Raw genomic sequence first — 23,517 nt, forward strand, 5'->3', positions numbered from 1 at the left:
TATTATTTTTTGTTTTTCTTCAGTATATATATCAGCGAACTGCTATTCTTCTTATCGGCCAGTGTACGTAAGAAGAATATTCCACCTTTGGCTAAGCCTACTATAGTGGCCAGAAAAGTGCCCTTATTTTTCTCGCTAAGCATCGAAATATAGAAAGCATCGAAATACATCGGCTTCACATCTATCACTTCTAAGTGGTGTTTCTCTGCCAAACGCTCAAAATCGGGAAGAGAAAAATGCCATAAGTGGCGGGGTACGTCATAAGCAGCCCAGTATTCTTTATAATGAACGGCATCGAGCGAACTTTTATTAGGCAATGCGATAATAACTGTTCCGTCATTTTTCAATATGGCCGAAAGATGTTCCATCACATGGTTCAGATGCTCCATATGTTCGAGTACATGCCACATAGTGATCACATCTTTTGTTTTTTCACAAACATTATTAAGATAGTCGGAACATTGGCAATCGATATCAAATTTCTGTTTTGCATACTTGCGTGCAGATTCAGATTTTTCAATGCCTGTAACGATCCATTTTTCTTCTTTCATCTTATTCAGAAAATAGCCTGTGCCCGAACCGATATCAAGCAGCATTCCCGTTTTTTTAGAAGCATAGCGGCTCACTATCTTCGATTTGGATTTCAAGGACATCTTCCTAGCCAAATGGTACAAGGTATTTATAACACCTCTGCGAGTATCGGAATGCGAGATGTATTCCGGAGCATCGTAATAAGGGCCAATCTCCTCTTCGGCAGGAAAATCCTGCGTAAACGCAAAACCACAAGATTTACACTGGCAAATATCAAAGACTTCCTGTGTTGTCAGATAATCTTTACAAGACAGATACGGAACCAGTTCTATACTTCCGCAAACAGGGCATATATCGGTGTGTATTTTCTTCATCAACGCTTAATTTGTGTCCTGTCTACTTCATCGAAACTTTTGATAATCTGGCAATCCGCCCAATCAGTATAGTCATCGTCATTAGAGTCCACCACGATAATTTTTCCGGCTTGCGCATTTCTGGCAGATTGTAAACCTGCGACAGCATCTTCGAAAATAATTACTTCTCCGGGCTTTTTATTTATCACTGACAATGCTGTTTGATATATCTGTGGATCAGGCTTACCTTTTATCTTACCATTATTGTAAACTACCTTATCATATTCAAACCACTTGCTGAGCGGCAGATGCTCGAAGTAGAAATCAAGATTTTCTTTTCCTGATGCGGTTGCTATTGTAAAAGGAACATTTTCATCTTTCAGGAAATCGAGAAAACCAGTAACTCCGGGAGCCAGCTGCATGTCTGTGCTTAAACACAATTCCTGATAAAGCATTTCCTTTTCCATTGTATAATCAATTATCTGCTGATCGGAAAGTTGCCCGCCAAAAATAGAGATAAATAGATCACGGTTATTTTTTCCATGCATTTTGGAAAATTTATCCTCATCGGAAAGATATAAGTCATGCTTGGTCAGGAAAATATCCCATGCTTTGTTATGCAATTTGGTATCCCAAAACAATGTCCCGTTAAAATCGAAAATTACTCCTGAAAACGACATATGTTAAATATTAGAATCAGCCACAAATGTACGAAATACTTGGATATGGTCGCAGACCTTTTTATTACTTTTATAGATATAAGGTTTAATTTTAAATTCAGAGAGACTTTTATCTCGTCAGTCGATAAAATATTATAGATAAAAACACATCATTCTGCGGCCTATCTTACTTATATTCCATCTAAAATGGGTGCAAATTTAGTATAACATACTTAGACCTGAAGTACAGAAAGTATCTAACTTCCGCCACAGCTACAACCTAAAAAAATAACAGCGTAAGTTTAACTCAGCATACTTTGCAGCAAAACACGCATTAATTATATAAATATATATAAGAATATCTATTATTATTTTTATACCTTTAATCAAAACTTTTACGCTTACATTAATGTTAAATAGTGAAATAAACTATAATAGTAATACACAAAAACAGACACATTATGAAAAATTTGAAAAAAGCAATTGAAGGACGCCGAACTTATTACAGCATCAGTGACAAAAGCCCTGTATCGGATGAAGAAATAAAAGAAATCATCGATTTTGCTGTATTAAATGTTCCGTCAGCATTCAACTCCCAATCGACAAGAGTAGTTCTTTTACTGAACGACAATCATAAAAAACTGTGGAATATCGTAAAAAAAGTATTGAAAAAAATTGTTCCTGCTGATGCATATCCTTCAACAGAAGCAAAAATAAACAATGCTTTTGCTGCCGGCTATGGCACTGTGCTTTTCTACGAAGACCAAAGCGTTGTGGAAGGCTTGCAAAAGGCATTTCCTTCATATAGCGAGAATTTTCCTGTATGGTCACAACAGACATCAGCCATGCATCAGTTCACCATCTGGACAATGCTCGAACAAGTGGGATTCGGAGCATCGCTGCAACATTACAACCCTATAATAGATGAAGAAGTAGCTAAGTCTTTTTCTATCGATGCTAAATGGAAATTGATTGCCCAAATGCCATTCGGCACTCCTACCAGCGAACCTGCGCCAAAAGAATTTCAACCACTCGAAGAAAGAGTTGTGGTTTTTAAATAAGCAGGTGATTACATATAATTCAAAAGCGGATGAATATTGAGTTCATCCGCTTTTTCTGTTTAATCTCTCACTACTAATCTACAAATAAGGTCACAGACCTTTTGTTAGTTATAATAAAACTATTACGTCAAATCCTTTCTACATATCATAGCTCTTCGAAACGTGCCTGGAAGAAACGAAGATATTTCGGTTCATAAACCATTTTCAAACCTCTTGCTTTTTCCCTGTTTTTATACATTTCTATAATACTCCACGCAGCCACATCGAAATGCGCCTGCGTATATACACGCCGGGGAATAGTAAGGCGTACGAGTTCCAACGCCGGATAATAATGGTCGCCTGTTTCCTTATTCCGTCCTGCAGAAACAATTCCGCGTTCCATACCCCTCACTCCTGATTCGATAAATAAATCAGCGGCTAATTTCTGAGCTGGGAACTGATCTTGCGGAATATGGGAATAAAACTTTTTAGCATCCAGAAACACACCATGACCACCTATTGGTAAAACAATCGGAATACCCGCATCTTTAAGCAGATTACCAAAATATTCCACCTGCCTTACACGCGAAGCAATCATATCGTCCTGAACGGCTTCTATCAACCCCTGTGCCATTGCTTCCATATCTCGACCGGCAAGGCCTCCATAAGTAGGCATACCTTCGTAAACTACTATCAGGCTGCGTAATTCATCAAACAAATCGGGGTCATTACACATTACCAGCCCCCCGATATTTACATACAGGTCTTTCTTCGCACTTACAGTTGCCGCATCGCTATATGAACAAAATTCATGGTTGATATCCTCTACCGTTCTATTTTTATAACCCTCTTCACGCTGCTGGATAAAGTAAGCGTTTTCGATATTACGGGTTGCATCCAGCACAACCTTAATGCCATGTTTATGTGCAAGTTCAGACACAGCCTTCATATTGGCCATACTTACAGGCTGCCCTCCGGCCATATTTACGGGAGCACCTACTGTAATATATGCTATATTATTTGCTCCTTTATCATTTATCAGTTTTTCGAACTTATCCAAATCTATATTCCCTTTGAACGGATGATCGGACTGGCTTTTGTGAGCTTCGTCTATGATCACATCCACAAATGTACCTCCGGCAATTTCCTGATGTTGGCGTGTAGTGGTAAAATACATATTTCCGGCAACAAACTGTCCGGGTGTGATAGTACATTTACTCAAGAGATTTTCAGCCCCCCGTCCCTGATGAGTAGGTAAAATATATTTATATCCGTAATATTTCCGACAAACTTCTTCCAGATAATAGTAGCTACGGCTACCTGCATACGCTTCATCTCCTATCATCATACGCGACCATTGCATATCGCTCATAGCATTTGTACCGCTATCGGTAAGCAAGTCGATATATACATCATCGGCATGGAGCAGAAACGTATTCCATCCGGCCTCTTTCATTGCTTTCAAACGATGTTCACGTGTTGTTGTTTTCAATGGTTCTACAACCTTGATGCGGTAGGGCTCTGCCCATGGTTTCTTAGAGAATGCCATACTGTAGTATTTTAGGGTTAAACTTCTATATCGAGAATATACTAACCAATGCTAACAGCTATCTATTTGACTATAAAGACAGCGACATTCAACAAATATAAGATATTTATACGAGAAAATAAGCGATAAACATATTTATTTTTCTGTCATTTTATCACAAAGCAATTCACTTAACATTATAAACTCTCCATGTTTATTTATCTTTATTCCTTTTGTTCTTTCTGAATTCGTGAGGAGGAACCGGATTTTTCATACTCCATATGTTTAACCTCTGACGACGAGCGGATTGCTCCAAAGCCTCAAGTTTCGGGTCATTGGCATAATGGCTGTAATACCACGCCAGACCGTTGCGCACCATTTCTTCATTCAGATTCACGCCATCCGCAAATGCAATGCCCAGAGTACGGCCATATTGGTCTGTATCCTTTTTTTCTATAGTAACCATCTTCCCGTAACATAAATCATTCAGGAATTCGCGCGATTTGGTTCCGAAATCCTGTCCTCGCTCGGGCGCATCTATGGCATACAAACGAATTTTAACCCGTTCATTATTGTCCGTCAGCAGGGTAAACGTATCGCCATCGGCAACACTCACAACTTTACCTGTTAATGATCCTGTTGCAGCATCGCTCCCACCCTCTCCTGTATAGGCTGTATAAATAATCAGTGCTGTGCTTAGCAGAAGAGATAATATAGTTAGTATTTTTTTCATCAGAAGAGTATTGTTTAAAAAGAAAAAGGACCAAAATAGGGTAATACCCCGTTTTACTCCTTTTATTTTTCCTATGCGGAGAGGAAGAGATTCGAACTCTCGATACCCTTTAGGGGTATACACGCTTTCCAGGCGTGCCTCTTCAACCACTCGAGCACCTCTCCTTAATGTGGTTAAATCATTGTGGGTGCAAAGATACAAGATATTTTTGGATATGCAAGAGGTAAAAGTATTAGTAGTTTTTGATATGATTTTAGAAGCTTTTGAAGCATTGGTGTATACAAAAGTGTATACAAAAAATGAAAGCTAAAATTGATGTAATTGGAGAAAATCACAGACCTTCTGTAAATGGAGAAATTCCTTTATCAATAAGACTTACACAAAACAAAAAGAGGAAATATATTAGAATAGGAATTAATATACAACCTCAATATTGGGATTCAAAAAAGAATAAGTTAAAACCCAATTGTCCAGATAGAGAATACTTAGATAACATTATCACAGAGAAATTATCTAAATACCAAAAACAAATATTAGAATTTCAATCTATAGCTAAGGAGTATTCAATAAACCAACTTATTGAATCTGTAGAAAGACCAACAAAGAATATATCTATAAATGATTATCTAAATTCAGTCATAGAGAACCTGACAAAAGAAAATAGAATAGGCAATGCAACCCATTATCAAGCATTGTATAATTCTTTAGAAAGATTCACAAAAATTAATCAATTACAATTTGTAGATATAGATGTACCCTTCCTGAATAAATATGAAACTCATTTGAGAAACATGGGAAATAAAAACAATAGTATCAGCATAAAAATGAGGACTCTTAAAGCAGTCTATAATAAGGCTGTGAAGGATAACATTGTAAAGAAAGACTATTATCCATTTAATGAATATAATGTATCTAAACTGAAAGATTCTACGCCAAAGAGGTCTATTCTTAAAGAAGATATTCAGAAAATTATATCTTTGGATGTACAGACAATCAGCAAAAGACCTCAATCTTTATTACAGTTCAGTAAAGACTTGTTCCTATTCAGTTATTTAGGGTGTGGTATAAATATGGTGGATATGGCACATTTAAAAAGGAGTAATATAGTTTCAACCAGAATAGTCTATAAAAGGCACAAGACTGGAAAGCAAATAAGTTTCTTATTACAACCTTATGCTTTAGAAATTATACAGAGATATGAGAATGGTAATAATGACTATATATTTCCTATTCTGGATGATTCTATACATACTACAGCAGAACAGCAGTTCAGAAGGATAAAGAAAGTAACTTATGTAGCTAATAAGAATCTAAAGAAGATTGGGGAAAGTATTAATCTTTCTATACCTCTGACTACATATTGTGCAAGACATAATAAAGCTCATTATTATCTATTAATCAATCGATTACGCAGCATTCGCCTTTCGACAGGTAACGATTTAGAAACCAGCTTAGTTCTTAGATATGCTTAATTTCCTCACTATACAAAGAGCGACTTATCTTTTGCAAAGATATAAAATGCTTTATTCTAATGTTTCTTTTTCTGTACTTTTTTCTAATTTTCACTTGAAGAAGTTGGTCGCAAACTATAGATAAGAATTCTGTTGTATATGAACAAGCATTTCTATACAATTTCCATTTCTTCAAAAGGTATTCTGCATGTCTTTTGGGGTTTTCTAAGAATATATACTTTCATATGCTCCCTTATTATTTCAGAATTTTATTACTTTCAGCGAGATTCAGGTTGAGAGTATTACTAAAATGATCGAATATATCAATGTTTATGCTAAAGTTATAAATAAAAAAATGAAAATATTTTAATAAGATATTACAAAACAACAAATAAGTCGATTTGTTTCCGTATCTTACATGTCTAACAATATAGTTTTTATTGTATCTTTTCTTCACAATGATTTGCTCCGCCTCTGTTTGCGGATCTTCCCATCGTCAAAATCGACAACAAAATCAACTCGCTTGTTTATAGTATTAATCAGTTATGAGAGCCTATAATGCGGTTGATCATGACACATTTTTGTAAATAAGATGAAATCATTTTTTATAGGGAATATGGAAGTAAAACTTCCGGTTGTCCAAGGTGGAATGGGTGTAGGTGTGTCTTTATCCGGTTTAGCATCGGCGATGGCTAATGAAGGAGGTATAGGTGTTATATCATGTGCTGGTTTAGGCCTCATTCATAAAGGTCACGGAAATTTCATAAAGAATAGTATTTGGGGACTGAAAGAAGAATTGCGTTTAGCCAGAGAAAAGACAAAAGGTATAATTGGTGTCAATATAATGGTTGCCTTATCTAATTTTGCAGATATGGCACGTACCGCCATCGCTGAAAAAGCAGATATAATATTTGCAGGTGCAGGACTTCCGTTGGATTTACCATCCTATCAAACTGCCGATAGCAAAACTAAATTAGTGCCTATTGTTTCCTCAGCCCGTGCCGCAAAGATAATTTGTGAGAAATGGTATAATAACTACAGTTATTTGCCGGATGCGATAGTTGTAGAGGGACCAAAAGCCGGAGGGCATTTAGGATTTAAAAGAGACCAACTTGATGATGAGCAGTATTCTCTTGAACAAATAATTCCAGAAGTTATAAAAACGGTAGCTTCATATAAAGAAATAAAAACGATATCAGTTATTGCCGCAGGTGGGATATCTTCAGGAGGGGATATATACCGTTTTATCGAAATGGGAGCATCAGCTGTACAGATGGGAACAATATTTGTTACTACAGAGGAATGCGATGCTTCAGAAGCCTTCAAGCAGGTCTATCTTACAGCTAAAGAAGACGACTTAATGATAATCAACAGTCCCGTAGGGATGCCCGGGCGTGCCATCAAAGGAGAATTTCTCAAACGTGTTGCCGAAGGATTAGAAGTTCCTAAAAACTGTCCGGTACATTGTATAAAAACTTGTGACTATACTAAGAGCCCCTATTGTATAATGAAAGCATTATTCAATGCATCTAAAGGCGATATGAAAAAAGGATATGCTTTTGCCGGAATAAATGCTCATCTGGCCCAGAAAATAAGTAGCGTTAAAGAAGTTGTGTGCAAATTGAAAGAAGAATTTGCTATAGCAGAAAAAGTAGCATTATCAGCAATAGTTCTATCTCATGGATGATAATTTGATAGAAGAAACCGTCAAAAGATACATCAGAGAATATGATCGTTATAAAAAACTGGCCGATATAGTTTTTGATATATGCCAGATCATAGTCGAAAAGAATCTGACTGTCAGAGCTACTGTTCAACACAGAGCTAAAAGTCCGACAAGTCTGACAGAGAAATTAAGGAAAAGCAGCAAATACCAAACTGTAAACAGTGTATTTGATGGAATTAGCGACCTTGCAGGTGTGCGTATTATAACTTATCAGGAAACAGACAGGCCGAAAGTCGTAGAGGAGATTCGGCGAACTTTTATTGGTAAGGGTAATGATAAAATCAGAATTGAAGTTAAAGACAAGAATGGCGATAATGGCAAATACTATAAAGCGACTCACTGTCAGGTAGCTTTACCTTCCGAATATCTTATCGATAATCTTAATTTAAAAAATACGACGTGTGAAATTCAGGTTTGCAGCCTATTGTCACATGTATATAATGAAATTGAACATGACTTGCAATATAAGCCCCGGAAAGGAAATTTATCAAAAGATGAAAAGCTTTTGATCGATCAGTTAGGGCTTATAACAAAATCGGGAGATATAACTATTCAACGGTTATTGGAAGCTACAAATGAAAGATTGAAACTTCAGGAAGGTGAGTTTGTCGATGTACATGATTTTACTGTGAGAATGGGAGAATTACTGAATGTTGGGGAACTATTTGCAAATAATGCGGGGTTATTATACGATGAGTTTTTAAACTTAAAATTGGATTCTCCCGAAACAATTATCTCTGAACTCCTTACTAAAGGGGAAACTCTTATTGATGTTGCAAAATATGAATATGACAAACTGACCCAATATATAGCAAGAAGAAATATAAATATAACAATAGATAAAACATCTTCAGACCTCTTGTTATTAGTTCTATTAAGAAAAAAAAATATAACTATACTTAAAGATCACCCTGTTATTTCGGAAAATGATCGTTCATCCCGCTTATTGCGAATAGCTCAAATATATAAAGATATGGTTTCTGAAAAACAGATGAAATGATAGGCTATTGAACAACTCTTTCGTATCTCTAAAAATAGAAAAGGCAGATTTAAAAAAAACAAAAATGGCAGCAAAACAAAGCTCTTCGATAAACAGGAAAGAGGGCGAGATAACTCGCTCTGAAAGAACTTCGGCCACTCAGCAGGCTGAATCTGTATTGAAAAATGTAAAGGAAAAAAATGGGTCTGTTATTCATGTCATAATTAGCGAAAGGACAACAATTGAACTGCCGGCGCATTTGTCTCAGGAGGAAATAGATGCCCGAGTGGATAAATATATCAGATTGCATAAATCAAAGATATAAATCGCAGAACAGCTATTTCTATATAAACAAAGATATTTTAGCAATAATATGGTAACATCCAATTTGAAAAGTGGTCTAAGAGGCATGATGAATGCTGTAAGGATCGGCCTAACCAATAAGGATGTCTCCAATAATAATTAATAATAAAAAGAATGAACATTTACGTATCGAATCTAAACTTTAGCACAACAAGCGAGAGTTTGCAAGAATTATTTACAGCCTATGGCGAAGTAGAATCTACTAAGATTATTACAGACAGAGAAACTGGAAGATCGCGTGGATTCGGCTTTGTTGAAATGCCTAATGATGCAGAAGGGCAAAAAGCTATCGATGAGCTAAACAATGCTGATTATGAAGGCAAGACGATTACTGTAACTATTGCTCGTCCTAAAACGGATAGAGCTAGCGGAAGTTATAACAACCGTGGTGGAAATCGTTACTAATCAAACGAACTGATGTATAATTTCAAACGGGTAGGTGTAATTACTTACCCGTTTTTTGTACTCATTTAGAATATAAAACAATATATTTTATATCCTCCTTCAAATAAGCCTGAATAAATCAGCATATTACAATCAAATAAACACTCCAATGAAGATATATATCAAATATATGGTTAGTCGCCGTTGTATAATGATGGTGAAATCCAATCTTGAGGAGATTGGAATCAAATATTCTAGCGCTCAGTTAGGCGAAATAGAGACTTTAGAGAAAATTTCAATTGAACAGCAAGAGCAGCTTCGTACAATACTATTGAAATCGGGACTTGAATTGATGGATGATAAAAAGGCAATCCAGATAGAACAAATAAAAACTATAATTATAGAACTTATACATCACTCTAGAGAAGAATTAAAAGTAAACTTTTCTGATTATCTGAGTAAAAAATTAAATAACAACTACACTTATCTAGCCAATTTATTTTCGGAGGCTGAAGGTATTACGATAGAACATTTTATTATTATACATAAAATAGAAAAAGTTAAAGAATTAATTCTTTATGATGAATTGAACCTTGCCGAAATTTCCTACAAATTACATTATAGTAGTGCTGCTCACTTATCCAATCAATTTAAAAAAGTGACCGGCTTAACTCCTACTTTTTACAAAAACCTTAAAAATAAACGTCGCAATAATATTGAGAATTTATAAAAGCCTCCTCCAAAGGCTTTTACTTGAGCGTTGAATGAAGCTTTTATGTTTATTCTTCTAGAGGCTCTATAATTCACATCTTGTTACTTTCTAATCCACATGTCCACAAAATGTTCTGTACAATCATTCTTCATATGTAGAGTGTTTAAATCATTCTGCTTCTGCCCATCTAAAATAAGATAGGGTTCTATAGAATCTTCGACTCGATTGAACGTAATATGATAAACAGTGTCTTGAAAACGATAATGTACTTTGTAACTATTCCATTCTTTCTTCAAATGGGGAGTTAGAAGTAGTTTATCTCCCACACGATTTATACCTAGCAATGTTTCCACTAACAGCCGATACATCCATGATGCCGAACCGGTATACCATGTCCAGCCGCCTCTTCCGAGATGCTGAGGATTTGTGTACACATCGGCAGCTACCACATAAGGCTCAACTTTATAAATGGCAATAGCTACCGCTGTGGCCCCATGTTGTACCGGATTCAGTAAATCAAAAAGCTCCCATGCTTTATCCGTTTCTCCCATCATAGCAAAAGCCAACGCTGTCCAGATGGCTGCGTGAGTATATTGCCCTCCGTTTTCACGGACTCCCGGAATATATCCTTTTATATAACCCGGATTTAGAGATGATTTATCAAATGAAGGTGTAAACAATCGGATAAGTTTGGCTTCTCTTTCGACTAGCTGCATATCAACTTGCTTCATAGCCATTGCCGAACGCTCCTTATCTCCTGCACCACTAATTACCGACCAACTTTGAGCAATAGAATCAATCCGGCACTCTTCATTCAAGACAGAACCGAGAGGACTACCGTCATCAAAAAAGGCTCGACGATACCATTTGCCATCCCAAGCATGTAACCTGATGTTTTTTTGCAATTCTTTTGCTTGATTTACACAGTACTGAGCAAAAGATTCATCATTGCGAAGCCTTGCCACATCCGAAAACTTGACTAATACATCGTACAAAAAGAAACCGAGCCAGACACTCTCGCCTTTTCCTTCTTTTCCTACCAGATTCATACCATCATTCCAATCGCCACATCCCATGAGGGGTAAGCCATGTACGCCGAATTTAAGACCGTACTTAATACTTCTCACGCAATGCTCGTAAAGGGATGCTGATTCGGCTGAATGATTGGGCTGATCGTAATATGATTCTTCGTCTGCCCGTAGCTCCCGACCTTCGATAAACGATACAATCTCACCTAAAATGTCATTATCCCCAACACTCGAAATATATTGACATACAACATAAGGCAACCACAAATAATCATCCGAAAAATGCGTTCGAACCCCTCTGTTCATCGGAGGATGCCACCAATGTTGCACATCGCCTTCGGTAAATTGATGCGCGGCTGCACGAAGTATTTGTTTTCGGGTTATATCGGGTTCAACATGAACCAGAGCCATTACATCTTGCAACTGATCGCGGAAACCATAAGCTCCTCCCGATTGGTAGAATCCTGAACGTGCCCAAATACGGCTACTCAATGTTTGATATAGCAACCAACCGTTAGCCATTACATTGACAGTAGAATCAGGAGTATCTACTTTGATTCCACCAAGTGTTTGATTCCAATAATTACGAACATTATCCAATGTTTGTCGTGAAGATCCTATTTGTCGATAACGACGGACTAATTGTTTCATCTCCTCTTTATTCTGAGCAAAACCTAATTTGAAGCGAGTTTCTTTGGTTTTTCCTTCTGCTAAATCAAAAACAACTTGAACAGCTCCACAAGCATCAATGCCTGCTCCTGTTTTTCCTGATAGACGAGTATGCTTCATCGCATCAGGATCAGATAAACTTCCATTTTGTCCAATAAATTCTTTTCGGTCGCCTGTCACTGTTCGGGACTCATTGACATCTATAAAAGCAATCTTTCCTGCGAAATCTGAGTTATAAAAATTATGAGCAAAAAGCACTCCTGTTTCTATATCGACTTCTGTCTGAGTATGTAAAAGGCTTTTAGATTTTTTCTCTGCCAATATCCATTCATAATAGCCGGTAACAGATAAGTTCCGCGGACGATTGGATAGATTCTTTATTTTTAAGATTGTGAATTTTATTGATGTGTCCAAAGCTACATACATCCATAATTCTGATTCTATTTCATTTTCAGTATGCTCAAAAACAGTGTAGCCAAAACCATGTCGAATAACATAAGGGGTATTTCCTCTTGCGGGATAAGGTGTTGGTGACCAGTATTGTCCTGTTTCTTCGTCGCGAATATAAAAGGCTTCACCTGATGAATCCTGTATTGTATCGTTATGCCAAGGTGTAATACGGAATTCATGTGCATTTTCGCCCCAGGTATAAGCACTTCCACTCTCAGATACTACCGTTCCAAAATGTTCATTTGCCAATACATTGGACCAAGGAGCCGGTGTCGATTCTCCTGGTTTTAATGTAATAATATATTCCTGCCCATCGGGAGAAAATCCACCGATACCATTTGAAAGAATAACATCATTGGGTACAAAGCTTGTTGTACTCACCTCTTCGATAGCATGTATTGGTTTTAATATCGGAGTTTGAACATCCGTAGTTAACTTACCTTCCATTTGGTCGAATAATGTTCCTTGCTCATCATCGATTACAATTCGGGCAACAGACTGAAGGAGTAATATATCTTCGTGGGGCATATGCTCTACACGTCGAACAAAAATGCCACCTTGCTTTTCTAAGAATGTAGCTTCTACGCCACTATGTATCAGGCTTATTATCTCATCATACAACGATTGGCGATACACTGATGTATCTTCGTTCAATATAACAAGGTCGATCACTAAACCTTTCATCCGCCAGTAAGCATGCGCCAAAACCAATTGACGCACCAGTTCTATATTTGTTATATCCTTTATTCGTAATAACACTAACGGAATATCACCCGAAATGCCATAGCTCCACAATCCGCTTTGTCCGCGTTTGTTATGTTTTATAGTATTTGGATCTGTCCTGAACAAAGGATTTGCATAAACCAAAGATCCTGCCATTTTCGCAAAAACCTGAGCTTCGGTCTCGGTGATATTAAGTTGGTAAAGAACCACCTGACTGTGAGTCCATGCCAATTCGAAAGCACGATCTGTCATACGAATATTCTGGTATTTATCCGATAGGGACAATGCTCCTAAATGGGTTTCGGACATACCTAGTAGTACATATACTTTTACACTCTTTCGGGCCGGGATAACAATCGACCGTCGCAATGCAATACAAGGGTCAAGAACAGAACCCTCACTATTTGATAACGTTCCGGATTGCCTCATTGCCGAAGGCTTTGCCAATGAATGTCCACGACCAACAAAAGAAGCCCTGTCAGTTTCGCATGAAACGTCATTTTCCTGATCTTGCCCGGATAACAGCAAATGCAGCAAGTATGGTGGGGTTTCCTCCTGCGAACGGGGACGACGGGTACACAATATGGATGAGGCTGCTGCATTGAATTCGGTTTGTACAAACAAGTTATTGAAAGCGGGGTGTGCTTCATCTGCATCTTGTGATGATATAACTACTTCGCTGTATGTAGTCAGTTCTATTCTCCGTGACTTATTGGTATGGTTGGTTAAGGTTATTCGCCTCAGTTCCATGTCATCTTCGGGTGAAACACAGATGGTTGTTCCTACTTCTAATTTAGAATGTTGTTGTTTAAATTCGGCATAAGCCTGAGTGAATTTTACGCTGTAATCATCAGAAGAACTTGGTATCGGTTGGTTTCCAATCGACCAGTATTCTCCTGTATCAACATCGCACAAATAAACAAATAATCCATGACAACCTGCGGTTGCATCTTCACGCCAACGGGTGACAGCTAAATTATTCCATCGGCTATAGCCTCCACCACTGTTATTTATCATTACCTGATAACGTCCGTTAGATAGCAAGTTGATTTCGGGTGGTATGTTTTTATTATCGAAAACTCGAGTATAACTTACACTGTTAGATAATAACGGATTAGTCCCTTCTATCTCAAATTTAGAGTCATCCGATATAACATCGATCTTTATATTATGAGGATTTTTTTCCTGTAATAAAGGCTCAAAAGCCTTAATCATCGGGCAAGACATAAAACGCTCCTGCATCTTATTTCCTTTCATTATGTTGGATATCGATACAAGTCCCATACCTTGATGATGTGCCATATAGGAGTGAACAGCTATGCTTGTTTCATTTAACGGCAGATGCGATGGTGTATAATCCACAGCCTCGTAATAACCATACATGCCTTCAAAGCCGTCATCAGTAAGGCGTTCCAAGTTTTCGCACGCTTGTCGCGAATTAACCATCAGAGCCAGAAGAGTGGCATAAGGTGCAATCACCAGATCTTTTGACAGACCTCGCTTCAATCCTAAACTTGGTATCCCGAAAGCTTTATATTGATAATTGAATTGAGTATCAGTACGATTTAATCCTGATTCTGAAATTCCCCAAGGAATATTGAATTTTTTACCGTATTCGATTTGCTCATAGATTACTCCTTTGTAGGTTTGGTCGAGCAATGTTTGCTCATAATTTGGCATAACCAGCAGTGGCATCAGATATTCGAACATAGAACCGCTCCATGAAACCAATATCGGTTTTCCCTGCGAAAAAATAAGTAATCTGCTGAGCGAAAACCAATGCTCTAACGGAATTTGTCCTTGGGCTATAGCTACATAACTGCATAGGCGCGCTTCGGAAGCTAGCATATCGTACGAACCTTGATCCATCCGTTGTTCGATGACATTATATCCGATCGAGAATAACTTCTTTACTGGATCATACAAAAAGGCAAAATCCATTTTGGCAAAACTATCACTTTGCTGTGCCAGAACATTGACAATACGTATTCTTTGTTTTGCATTCTTTATTGCATCCTTCATACAAGCCTGCCATTGTGTTAAGTATTTTATTTCTCTATCAGCTGATAAATTATCTTTGCCGGACAATTGCTCTAATACAGATTGAATTTGTGAACAAATACCGGTAGTTTCTAAATTGGCTATTTGTGTTAACGTAGGCACATAATCTAAAGCTTCCAATGCAGAGATTATATGATTCATCTGTACATCTGCAATACTTTCTTCCGATCTTTCAACAGGAACAGAAAGTGATATGGCAAGCCAAGGGGCAAGAAAAAGCATTTCATCAACATATTCCTTGCAGTTTTTCTTTAATACCGCACCCCATGAGTTCAGTATGGCATCGTCGGATGATAAAGTATTATTGATCTGTCCGATTTGTTGTTCTGCCGATTTTAAAAGGGCAAACGCAGCAGTTAATGTTTCGGGCAAAGGCTTAGACAATTCCTTTTCGAATAAAATCAAAGCCTTGTTTTTGCAGTCAATGTTTCTCATTGTCTGTACAGTGTCAAGCATCCCTTCGAAAATAACAGGCTTGTAAATATTGTCTTTTTCTAATTCCCTTAGCCCTTGGGTGAGTGTAAGCAAATGCCCTGCCAGATTACCACTATCTACACTCGAAACATACAGCGGGAACATAGGCTCAAGTGTTTCAGTATTATACCAATTATACAGATGCCCCCTATGTTTTTGCAGTTTTGTCATAGTATCAAAGGTCAGCTTAGTTCGCTCTACAAACTTTCCGGCTGTCAGGTATCCTAAATCAAAAGCGGATAAATTGGCTAATAACGACAGACCTATATTGGTAGGAGAAGTCCGGGAAGCAATAGCAGGATTAGGTGTCTCCTGAAAATTGTCGGGTGCTAACCAATTCTCTTTTTCATTAACGAAAACTTCGAAAAAATGCCAGGTTTTACGGGCTATACGGTGTAATAGAAGATATTGCTCATTTGTTATTTTAGATATTTTGGGGATTATAGGACAACTTGCACGCCAAGCGATATATGGCGCAATTATCCATATAAATAATAACGGAGAAACGTATAGTAAGATCGGGTTGTATATACCTAACGATATTCCGCACAGAATAGCCATTACAGGCGAAAACCACATCCTGTTATAGAATCCCGATAGTGTATTAACTGCTTTTTTCTCTACATCGGCAGAGGTTTGCCATTCCATCAGATGTTTATGAGATATAGTCAGTCGCCAAAGAGTGACAATAATTGCTTTTACACATAGATAGGCTTCGTATGGGAGGACAACTAATGCAAATAAAACCTGTTTAAATTGATGCATACTTTTTTCTAAGACCTCCCATAAATGGAGTTTCCACGATTGGTCCTTTGCTTTGCGTAAAGAGTTGGTTATATTCTCCAATACAAAAGGAAGAGCGGTAATGAGAAGAATCAACAATAGACCTGACCAAAGTTTTTGAGGAAACAATGTTGCAAATCCGATCAAGAATAACAATGTTGCAGGCGAGACTATACTTCGGCGTAAATTATCAAGTATTTTCCATTTGCTTAAACTCGAAATAGGATTTCGGGAAAAACCTTTACCCGAATTAGGAACGTAAGGCAATACCCATTGTAAGATTTGCCAGTCGCCCCGTATCCAGCGAAAACGACGGTTTGCATCTATATTATAACCCGAAGGAAATGATTCGGAAACTTCTATATCACTAACAAGTCCGGAACGTATATAGGATGATTCCAACAAATCGTGGCTAAGTATTTTGTTCTCAGGAAAACGGTTATTTAAGCTGGTTTCAAAAGCATCTACATCATAAATACCCTTACCCACATAAGAACCTTCGTGAAATACATCCTGATAGACATCGGATACAGTTCGTGTGTAAATATCAATACCCGAGTCACCTGTAAACAAGCGTGAGAAAGGGGAACATTGACTGCTGACAAGATTGGACGAAACGCGAGGTTGAAGAATACCATAACCCCTGATTACAACATTTCGTTTCACATCAAGTTCTGCCTGATTCAGTGGGTGAGCCATTGTTCCTATCAGCTTATGAGCAGTGTCGGGAGACAATTGTGTGTCTGCATCTAAGGTTATCACATACTTAAAGCTCGGCAATATAGACCGGTCTCCATCAATGTGTGAGAAGCAATTGTTTTCCTTGCCTCTTAGTAGCGAATTAAATTCCATTAGTTTACCCCTTTTCCGTTCATACCCCATCCACGTTTTTTCTTTCGGATTCCATTGACGAGGGCGATGAAACAGATAGAACAGAGTGCCGTTATCAATCTTGTACTTTCTATTGAGATTTTCAATTCCCAAACGTGCCAGATTGAGCAAAAGATCATCGGAGGCCTCTTTCTCTTTAGGAGCATCCGGAAAGTCTGTCAATAATCCAAAATGAAGATTGGTATTTCTATTCGACAGATAATGAAGTTCCAATTGGGAAATTAGACTATCAACATTTTCCTCATTTGAAATGATGGTTGGAATAACCACCATTGTGCGGCATTCGGTCGGTATTGATTTGGAAAAATCAAGTCGGGGCAGAATATCCGGTTTTGCAAAAAGGGTAATTATCCAATTGACAAAGAATACAGCAAATTGGCTAATGAAAATAAAGAAAAGGAATGCTAAGATCAAGAAATGCCAATGTGTTATTGATATTTCTTTGGATTGAAAAACAGAAACAAATAAGATAAATCCAAGTAGGGACAATATAGTTGTAGATCCGGCATAAATAGCTAAAGGAGCACCTCTGAATACATTTTTTATTCTTGTAGTGATAGTCTTTTTTACATCAATTTCTTTTTTGAGTAAATATTTTCCATTACCTATTAAAAAATAGCCCACATGAGCTTGTTGTGTCCCTGTATCTTTATACAATTGGGTTAATGTAATTGCAGATTGAGCGATTTCAATCTCTGATCTAAGACTGTTTTGTGCTAATGATTCTATAATATGTCGATAATGATCACGAGTATTAAAGTCCATAGATCCATAAATTCCAGCTGGATCTTTAAGTAAAATTTGCTCTACAATACTTTGTCTTTCAACAAATATTTTCCAGTCGGTTGTATTTATAAACCGGAGACTATTTATGATATGACTGACAGATAATTGATTTACTGCCTGATTTTGATTTTCCTGATAAATCAGCTCGTCTATGAAAAGTCCATCTTCTGCCAGTTTTTGTTCGAGCCAATTGCGGGCTATTTGTAATGCCGAATTTTGAGACGATAACCGTTGACTGAATTCTGAGACAAAAGAACCGGATGTCGGGATATCGGAATGTGCCATATCAGCTACTATCTCAATCAATTTAGAGGGCTTTTTGAGAGCAATATCCTCCAGCTTGTCGACCCACATTTTTGCTATATCGCGATGTTTCGTATTTAACTGTAATCGAGTTGCAATACGTTGCAAATTTTCGATTAACGCTAACCGTAACATAATAGGGATTGCCCACAGCTCTCCTATCTTGAGGGCAGATTTTATTTGGTATGCCTTATAAAAAGCAGAAAGTGATTCTATATCAATCTGAGAATCTGTATGGGAGATGAGTTCTATGACTGAAGAATATATACGGGGTATCCCTTTATATTCACCTTTCAAGAGGCAAGGAAGTTCTTGGTTATATTCCTTGGGGTAGTGATGTCGGGCTAATAAAATATGCTCTTCAATTAAATAGAAATTGTCAATCATCCATTCGATAGCGGGAGTTACATAACTTCGATTGCTGCTTGTTAACATTTCATTATTGAAATCGTGCAGAATAACATCATTATAATCTAATTGCTCTCGCAGATAATTACTCTGTGTACTCCCTGTTGCCTGATGATCCTCTCCAAGCGCTTTCGAATACTCTGCCAACTGTTCTGTATTAAACAATTCACCGTAAAAAGGTTTATTATTGACTTTGTGTTGGGATTTCTTATAACCTCTAAAATCTAACATATTTGTTTCTTCTGTTTATTTTAAAAGGTATGCCGATTTATGGGAATTTGTGTTACATAACATTTTCAATAAGTTACATAATTCATAGATAAAGCCATGAAAACGGTTGAAACTATTAATTATGTAACTTATAGTTTTAATTATGTAATATATTTTCGATAAGAAATCCTGATCTTGAAAAAGTATTTAAAACAAAAAAACTATGTCAAAAGAACAAAAAGGAAAAGATAGAGCAGACAGAAAAGCTCCTCAAAAGAATCTAAAAGAGAAACGAGCGGATAAGGCTAATAAGCGAGCAGAAAAGAATCGCAAAGGGTTGGATGACTTGAAAAAATAACGATTAAAGTTTGGGCTTTATACTTGGTAGGAGTGAATATATCCTAAGGAGAAGAAACTGACTATAATTCAATGTCTTGTGCTTTTAAAAAATTACTTATACTAAATGCTTAATAAACTGATGTTAACGCAAAATATTAATATGTTGTAATTTGCTCTATTTTTCAGAGCAAATTTTTCAGATATATTTGGTAACTATTATACTTCTTCGTTTTGCACCATTTTGCTAATTGTAACTCTAAGCAAATGTATGTGTTTTAATATTTATTAACGATATAATTCTTAGATATGCTCTGATTTACGTTTTATTGACCTTACACCTTGCAAGACACAGTGAAAACTTTTTTTAGCTATTAATCAACAGATTACACGACCTTCGTTTTAAAACAGGTAACGATTTAGAAACCAGCTTAGTTCTTAGATATGCTTAATTTCCTCAATATATAAAGAGCAACTTATCTTTTGTAAAGATATAAAATTTTCGTTTTAGAGAACTGAATTTCTTAGATTTTCATCTTCAAATAGAATTTATGTAGTAGTAAAAAAATGATACTATATAGTCAAAGTTAAGATACTAAAAAACTTTTCCTCTTTCGTTACTCTTTGAAAACTTTAGATTAATATCTGGATATTTCTCTCTAAGATAATTTACAAAATAAACATTCGCAATCTTGCGAATCCGATCTTTATTCGTATATTTGCGAACAATAAATATCGAGTCTATGTCAAAGAAAGAATTAACAGCCGATCAGGAGCAATTAGCACGCTTTGCTAAAGCATTAGGACATCCTATTCGTATAGCGATATTAGAAATGCTTGCCAATGAGTCATGCTGCTATCATGGCGATATGTCAGAGGTGTTACCGATTGCCAAAAGCACGCTGTCACAGCATCTGAACGAACTGAAAGATGCAGGATTGATTCAGGGAACAATTACATTACCCACCGTGAAATATTGTATCAATAACGAGAACTGGAATAAAGCCAAAGAACTGTTTAGTGGCTTTTTTACCCAATTACAGAAAACAGACGATATTTGCTGATATGATGGACATCAGGTTTGCAACAAAAAAGGATATCCCTGCTATTAAAGAGCTGTTTCGTTCAACTATCCTTTCAGTCAATCTGAAAGACTATACACCCGAACAGGTCGGATGCTGGGCTGCAAGAGGAGAAGAAGCGAGTGTATGGGAGGAGCGGATAAATGAGCAATACTTTATACTTGCTGAGGAAAACGATACGATATTAGGGTTTGCCGCCTTAAAATTGTCAGGATATTTAAATTCTATGTTTGTCCATAAAGACTATCAGGGCAAAGGGATTGCAACATTCTTACTTAAAAAGATTGAAGAATATGCACGGTTGAAAGATATTTCAGAAATAACTGCTGATGTCAGTATTACAGCCGAGCCTTTCTTCTCAAAAAAAGGCTATGTTATTCTGGAACAACAGACCGTTTGCATTGGTATCTCCATGACAAACTATAAAATGTCAAAAGTTTTATCCTGATATTTTTTTAAGAGATATATTCGTTACTCGACGAAATAGGAACTGTTAGTGTAAATACGAAATTATAAACAATATGAGAATTTTAATTCTATGTACGGGAAATAGTTGCCGCAGCCAGATGGCTCATGGATTTTTACAATCATTCGATCCTTCATTGTCTGTTTATTCCGCAGGGACAAAAGCAAGCGGAAAAGTAAACTCAAAGGCAATAGAAGTCATGCAGGATGCAGGTGTAGATATTTCGCACCATACATCCGATAGTGTAGAGCAATATATGAATGATGAGTGGGACTATGTGATTACTGTTTGCGGTGGAGCAAATGAAAGCTGTCCTGCATTCTCGGGAAAAGTAAAGAACCGTCTGCATATCGGCTTTGACGATCCTTCCGAAGCTACGGGAACAGCCGAATTTATTCAATCCGAGTATATCAGGGTAAGGGATGAAATCAAAATAGCTTTTTATGAATTATACACCGATAAGATAAAAGGTCATGAGTAAAAAGAAAATGAGTTTCTTAGATAAGAACTTAACACTTTGGATATTCCTTGCGATGGCTATCGGTGTAGGATTGGGATATTTTATACCTTCTTTCAGTAACTACATAGATTCCATGTCGAGTGGGACAACAAATATTCCTCTGGCAATCGGTCTTATCCTGATGATGTACCCGCCATTGGCAAAAGTAGATTACAAACAACTGCCAAAAGTGTTTTCTAACGTAAAGATATTATCTATTTCGTTAATTCTGAATTGGATTATCGGGCCTGTCTTAATGTTCTTACTTGCCATTCTTTTTTTACGCGATTATCCTGAATACATGGTTGGGGTTATTCTGATAGGTCTTGCACGATGTATAGCGATGGTGCTTGTATGGAACGACCTGGCAGAGGGCAATACGGAGTACGGTGCAGGATTAGTTGCCCTGAACAGTATTTTTCAGGTATTCTTTTACAGTTTTTATGCCTGGATATTTGTAACAAAACTTCCTCCCTTATTCGGATTTGAAGGGGCAATCGTGGATATATCCATAGGTACAATAGCCGAAACAGTCGCTATCTATTTGGGTATTCCTTTCCTGATAGGTATTCTAAGCCGTTTGATATTGGTTAAAATAAAAGGGGAACAATGGTATAAGGATAAGTTTATCCCTGCAATTTCACCAATTACTTTAATCGCTTTACTATTTACCATTGTATTAATGTTTAGCCTCAAAGGTGAACTGATCGTACAAATCCCATTGGATGTAGTACGGATAGCCATACCGTTATTAATCTATTTCGTGGTGATGTTCTTCCTCAGCTTCTTTGCAGGAAAATTAATGGGGGCGTCTTACGATAAAAATGCTTCGATAGCATTTACGGCCACCGGCAATAATTTTGAACTGGCTATTGCAGTTGCTATCGGTGTCTTCGGCTTGCATAGCGGACAGGCTTTTGCAGGCGTAGTAGGCCCATTGGTTGAAGTGCCTGTACTTATCCTGTTGGTAAACATTGCCTTTTGGCTCAAAAAGAAATATTATAAATAAAATAACACTTTTAATATGAACACGAACGAAGAAAAGAAAGCTTTGGTAAAACAAAGATATAGTGAATTGGCTTTGAATAGTGATGCTTTAAAATCCAGTTGCTGTTGTGGAACGAGTCCTGCTACTCCTACAAAAAAGGTCTTTACGATCATGAGTGAAGATTATAGCGGGCTTAAAGGATATGAAGCCGATGCTGATTTGGGTGTAGGCTGTGGATTGCCTACTGAGTATGCAGATATTAAAGATGGTAATACCGTTTTAGACTTAGGCTCAGGTGCAGGTAACGACTGTTTTATAGCCAGGGCAGAAGTCGGAGAAAAAGGAAAAGTACTCGGTATTGACTTTTCGCCACAAATGATCGAAAAGGCACGGAAGAACGCAACAAAGCGAGGGTATACCAATGTCGAATTTATTGAAGGAGACATTGAAAATATGCCTTTGCCTGCCAATTCTATTGATGTAGTAGTAAGCAATTGTGTTTTAAATCTGCTACCCGAAAAAGATAAAATATTTAAAGAAATATATCGTGTATTGAAAAAAGAAGGTCATTTTTGTATCTCTGATGTTGTGCTGAATGGCGTATTCCCTAAAGAGTTTACAGATAATGCTTCCTTGTATGCGGGTTGTATTGCCAGTGCGATACAAAAGGACGATTATTTAGGAGAGATCAAAAAGGTTAATTTTACTGATATAAAGATTGAACGAACAAAAACAGTTGCCATTCCTGATGATGTTTTACAGGAGCATTTAGATGAATCAACGATAGCCAAATACAAAGCGGGAAATGTCGGCATTTATTCGATTACTGTAACAGGAATAAAATAGCAAAGTTTAAAGAATATGGTTGCAAATAAATGGATTCAGGACGATCATTCCTTCC

The 23,517-nt window shown here is 37.1% G+C and carries 18 protein-coding genes and 1 tRNA gene; 13 read left to right on the forward strand and 6 right to left on the reverse strand.

The features are described from left to right. Positions 1-2: 2 nt before the first annotated feature. Both QZL88_RS04800 and QZL88_RS04805 read right to left on the reverse strand, forming a co-directional pair. Positions 3-905 (reverse strand): class I SAM-dependent methyltransferase, encoded by a 903-nt coding sequence (locus tag QZL88_RS04800; RefSeq protein ID WP_296938911.1) that lies wholly within the window; start codon positions 903-905, stop codon positions 3-5. Further along, a complete protein-coding gene (locus QZL88_RS04805) occupies positions 905-1,564 on the reverse strand; it encodes an HAD family phosphatase (RefSeq protein WP_296938912.1) in 660 nt (219 codons plus the stop codon). The genes QZL88_RS04800 and QZL88_RS04805 overlap by 1 nt, the downstream gene beginning before the upstream one ends. A 437-nt stretch (positions 1,565-2,001) precedes the next feature. Between QZL88_RS04805 and QZL88_RS04810 the strand changes: the two genes are divergently transcribed. After that, positions 2,002-2,604: a nitroreductase family protein gene (locus tag QZL88_RS04810; RefSeq protein WP_296945010.1), complete on the forward strand. Its 603-nt coding sequence runs from the start codon at positions 2,002-2,004 to the stop codon at positions 2,602-2,604. Between the two features lie 145 nt (positions 2,605-2,749). On the opposite strand, the gene QZL88_RS04815 is transcribed toward QZL88_RS04810, so the two are convergent. The 3 genes from QZL88_RS04815 to QZL88_RS04825 all read right to left on the reverse strand — a co-directional run bounded on the left by QZL88_RS04815 (position 2,750) and on the right by QZL88_RS04825 (position 5,008). Continuing rightward, positions 2,750-4,132: a tyrosine phenol-lyase gene (locus tag QZL88_RS04815; protein WP_296938913.1), complete on the reverse strand. Its 1,383-nt coding sequence runs from the start codon at positions 4,130-4,132 to the stop codon at positions 2,750-2,752. A gap of 193 nt (positions 4,133-4,325) precedes the next feature. Then, on the reverse strand, positions 4,326-4,844 hold the full coding sequence (locus QZL88_RS04820) for a thermonuclease family protein (RefSeq protein ID WP_296938914.1): 519 nt from the start codon (positions 4,842-4,844) through the stop codon (positions 4,326-4,328). Between the two features lie 76 nt (positions 4,845-4,920). After that, positions 4,921-5,008, reverse strand: a tRNA-Ser gene (locus QZL88_RS04825). A gap of 135 nt (positions 5,009-5,143) precedes the next feature. On the opposite strand from QZL88_RS04825, the gene QZL88_RS04830 reads away from it, so the two are divergent. From QZL88_RS04830 to QZL88_RS04855, 6 genes are all read left to right on the forward strand, one after another. Then, on the forward strand, positions 5,144-6,316 hold the full coding sequence (locus tag QZL88_RS04830) for a site-specific integrase (protein ID WP_296938915.1): 1,173 nt from the start codon (positions 5,144-5,146) through the stop codon (positions 6,314-6,316). A 571-nt stretch (positions 6,317-6,887) separates the two neighbouring features. After that, on the forward strand, positions 6,888-7,982 hold the full coding sequence (locus QZL88_RS04835) for a nitronate monooxygenase (protein WP_296938916.1): 1,095 nt from the start codon (positions 6,888-6,890) through the stop codon (positions 7,980-7,982). Beyond that, positions 7,975-9,021, forward strand: coding sequence for a hypothetical protein (locus QZL88_RS04840; RefSeq protein WP_296938917.1), 1,047 nt, complete (start codon positions 7,975-7,977; stop codon positions 9,019-9,021). Before QZL88_RS04835 ends, QZL88_RS04840 begins: the two co-directional genes overlap by 8 nt. A gap of 64 nt (positions 9,022-9,085) precedes the next feature. Continuing rightward, on the forward strand, positions 9,086-9,325 hold the full coding sequence (locus QZL88_RS04845) for a hypothetical protein (RefSeq protein ID WP_006844264.1): 240 nt from the start codon (positions 9,086-9,088) through the stop codon (positions 9,323-9,325). 152 nt (positions 9,326-9,477) lie between these two features. After that, entirely contained in the window at positions 9,478-9,768 is a 291-nt protein-coding gene (locus QZL88_RS04850; RefSeq protein WP_288210246.1) for an RNA-binding protein, read from the forward strand. Positions 9,769-9,916: 148 nt separating this feature from the next. After that, positions 9,917-10,477, forward strand: a complete 561-nt coding sequence (locus QZL88_RS04855; protein ID WP_296938918.1) for an AraC family transcriptional regulator — start codon at positions 9,917-9,919, stop codon at positions 10,475-10,477. An 83-nt stretch (positions 10,478-10,560) separates the two neighbouring features. Here the strand turns inward: QZL88_RS04855 and QZL88_RS04860 are convergent, their stop codons facing one another. Next, positions 10,561-19,266, reverse strand: a complete 8,706-nt coding sequence (locus QZL88_RS04860) for a glucoamylase family protein (RefSeq protein WP_296938919.1) — start codon at positions 19,264-19,266, stop codon at positions 10,561-10,563. Positions 19,267-19,468: 202 nt separating this feature from the next. On the opposite strand from QZL88_RS04860, the gene QZL88_RS04865 reads away from it, so the two are divergent. The 6 genes from QZL88_RS04865 (at position 19,469) to arsM (ending at position 23,462) form a co-directional block, all read left to right on the forward strand. Continuing rightward, entirely contained in the window at positions 19,469-19,603 is a 135-nt protein-coding gene (locus QZL88_RS04865; RefSeq protein WP_255351472.1) for a hypothetical protein, read from the forward strand. A 721-nt stretch (positions 19,604-20,324) separates the two neighbouring features. Beyond that, positions 20,325-20,645, forward strand: a complete 321-nt coding sequence (locus QZL88_RS04870) for a metalloregulator ArsR/SmtB family transcription factor (RefSeq protein ID WP_026625803.1) — start codon at positions 20,325-20,327, stop codon at positions 20,643-20,645. 1 nt (position 20,646) lies between these two features. After that, the gene (locus QZL88_RS04875) at positions 20,647-21,111 is read left to right on the forward strand and encodes a GNAT family N-acetyltransferase (RefSeq protein ID WP_026625802.1); all 465 of its coding nucleotides are present in this window, start codon (positions 20,647-20,649) and stop codon (positions 21,109-21,111) included. Positions 21,112-21,184: 73 nt separating this feature from the next. After that, positions 21,185-21,610 (forward strand): arsenate reductase ArsC, encoded by a 426-nt coding sequence (locus QZL88_RS04880; protein WP_026625801.1) that lies wholly within the window; start codon positions 21,185-21,187, stop codon positions 21,608-21,610. After that, a complete protein-coding gene (arsB, locus tag QZL88_RS04885) occupies positions 21,603-22,637 on the forward strand; it encodes an ACR3 family arsenite efflux transporter (protein WP_296938921.1) in 1,035 nt (344 codons plus the stop codon). Before QZL88_RS04880 ends, arsB begins: the two co-directional genes overlap by 8 nt. A 15-nt stretch (positions 22,638-22,652) precedes the next feature. Beyond that, the gene (gene arsM, locus QZL88_RS04890) at positions 22,653-23,462 is read left to right on the forward strand and encodes an arsenite methyltransferase (RefSeq protein ID WP_288210251.1); all 810 of its coding nucleotides are present in this window, start codon (positions 22,653-22,655) and stop codon (positions 23,460-23,462) included. Positions 23,463-23,517: the final 55 nt, after the last annotated feature.

Origin of the sequence: uncultured Dysgonomonas sp., from assembly GCF_900079725.1 — a bacterium.
Taxonomy (GTDB): Bacteria; Bacteroidota; Bacteroidia; order Bacteroidales; family Dysgonomonadaceae; genus Dysgonomonas.

Coding starts and splice junctions, on each gene's coding strand:
- QZL88_RS04800 (WP_296938911.1), bottom strand. CDS start 905: ATGAAGAAAATACACACCGATATATGCCCTGTTTGCGGAAGTATAGAA.
- QZL88_RS04805 (WP_296938912.1), bottom strand. CDS start 1,564: ATGTCGTTTTCAGGAGTAATTTTCGATTTTAACGGGACATTGTTTTGG.
- QZL88_RS04815 (WP_296938913.1), bottom strand. CDS start 4,132: ATGGCATTCTCTAAGAAACCATGGGCAGAGCCCTACCGCATCAAGGTT.
- QZL88_RS04820 (WP_296938914.1), bottom strand. CDS start 4,844: ATGAAAAAAATACTAACTATATTATCTCTTCTGCTAAGCACAGCACTG.
- QZL88_RS04830 (WP_296938915.1), top strand. CDS start 5,144: ATGAAAGCTAAAATTGATGTAATTGGAGAAAATCACAGACCTTCTGTA.
- QZL88_RS04835 (WP_296938916.1), top strand. CDS start 6,888: ATGAAATCATTTTTTATAGGGAATATGGAAGTAAAACTTCCGGTTGTC.
- QZL88_RS04840 (WP_296938917.1), top strand. CDS start 7,975: ATGGATGATAATTTGATAGAAGAAACCGTCAAAAGATACATCAGAGAA.
- QZL88_RS04845 (WP_006844264.1), top strand. CDS start 9,086: ATGGCAGCAAAACAAAGCTCTTCGATAAACAGGAAAGAGGGCGAGATA.
- QZL88_RS04850 (WP_288210246.1), top strand. CDS start 9,478: ATGAACATTTACGTATCGAATCTAAACTTTAGCACAACAAGCGAGAGT.
- QZL88_RS04855 (WP_296938918.1), top strand. CDS start 9,917: ATGAAGATATATATCAAATATATGGTTAGTCGCCGTTGTATAATGATG.
- QZL88_RS04860 (WP_296938919.1), bottom strand. CDS start 19,266: ATGTTAGATTTTAGAGGTTATAAGAAATCCCAACACAAAGTCAATAAT.
- QZL88_RS04865 (WP_255351472.1), top strand. CDS start 19,469: ATGTCAAAAGAACAAAAAGGAAAAGATAGAGCAGACAGAAAAGCTCCT.
- QZL88_RS04870 (WP_026625803.1), top strand. CDS start 20,325: ATGTCAAAGAAAGAATTAACAGCCGATCAGGAGCAATTAGCACGCTTT.
- QZL88_RS04875 (WP_026625802.1), top strand. CDS start 20,647: ATGATGGACATCAGGTTTGCAACAAAAAAGGATATCCCTGCTATTAAA.
- QZL88_RS04880 (WP_026625801.1), top strand. CDS start 21,185: ATGAGAATTTTAATTCTATGTACGGGAAATAGTTGCCGCAGCCAGATG.
- arsB (WP_296938921.1), top strand. CDS start 21,603: ATGAGTAAAAAGAAAATGAGTTTCTTAGATAAGAACTTAACACTTTGG.
- arsM (WP_288210251.1), top strand. CDS start 22,653: ATGAACACGAACGAAGAAAAGAAAGCTTTGGTAAAACAAAGATATAGT.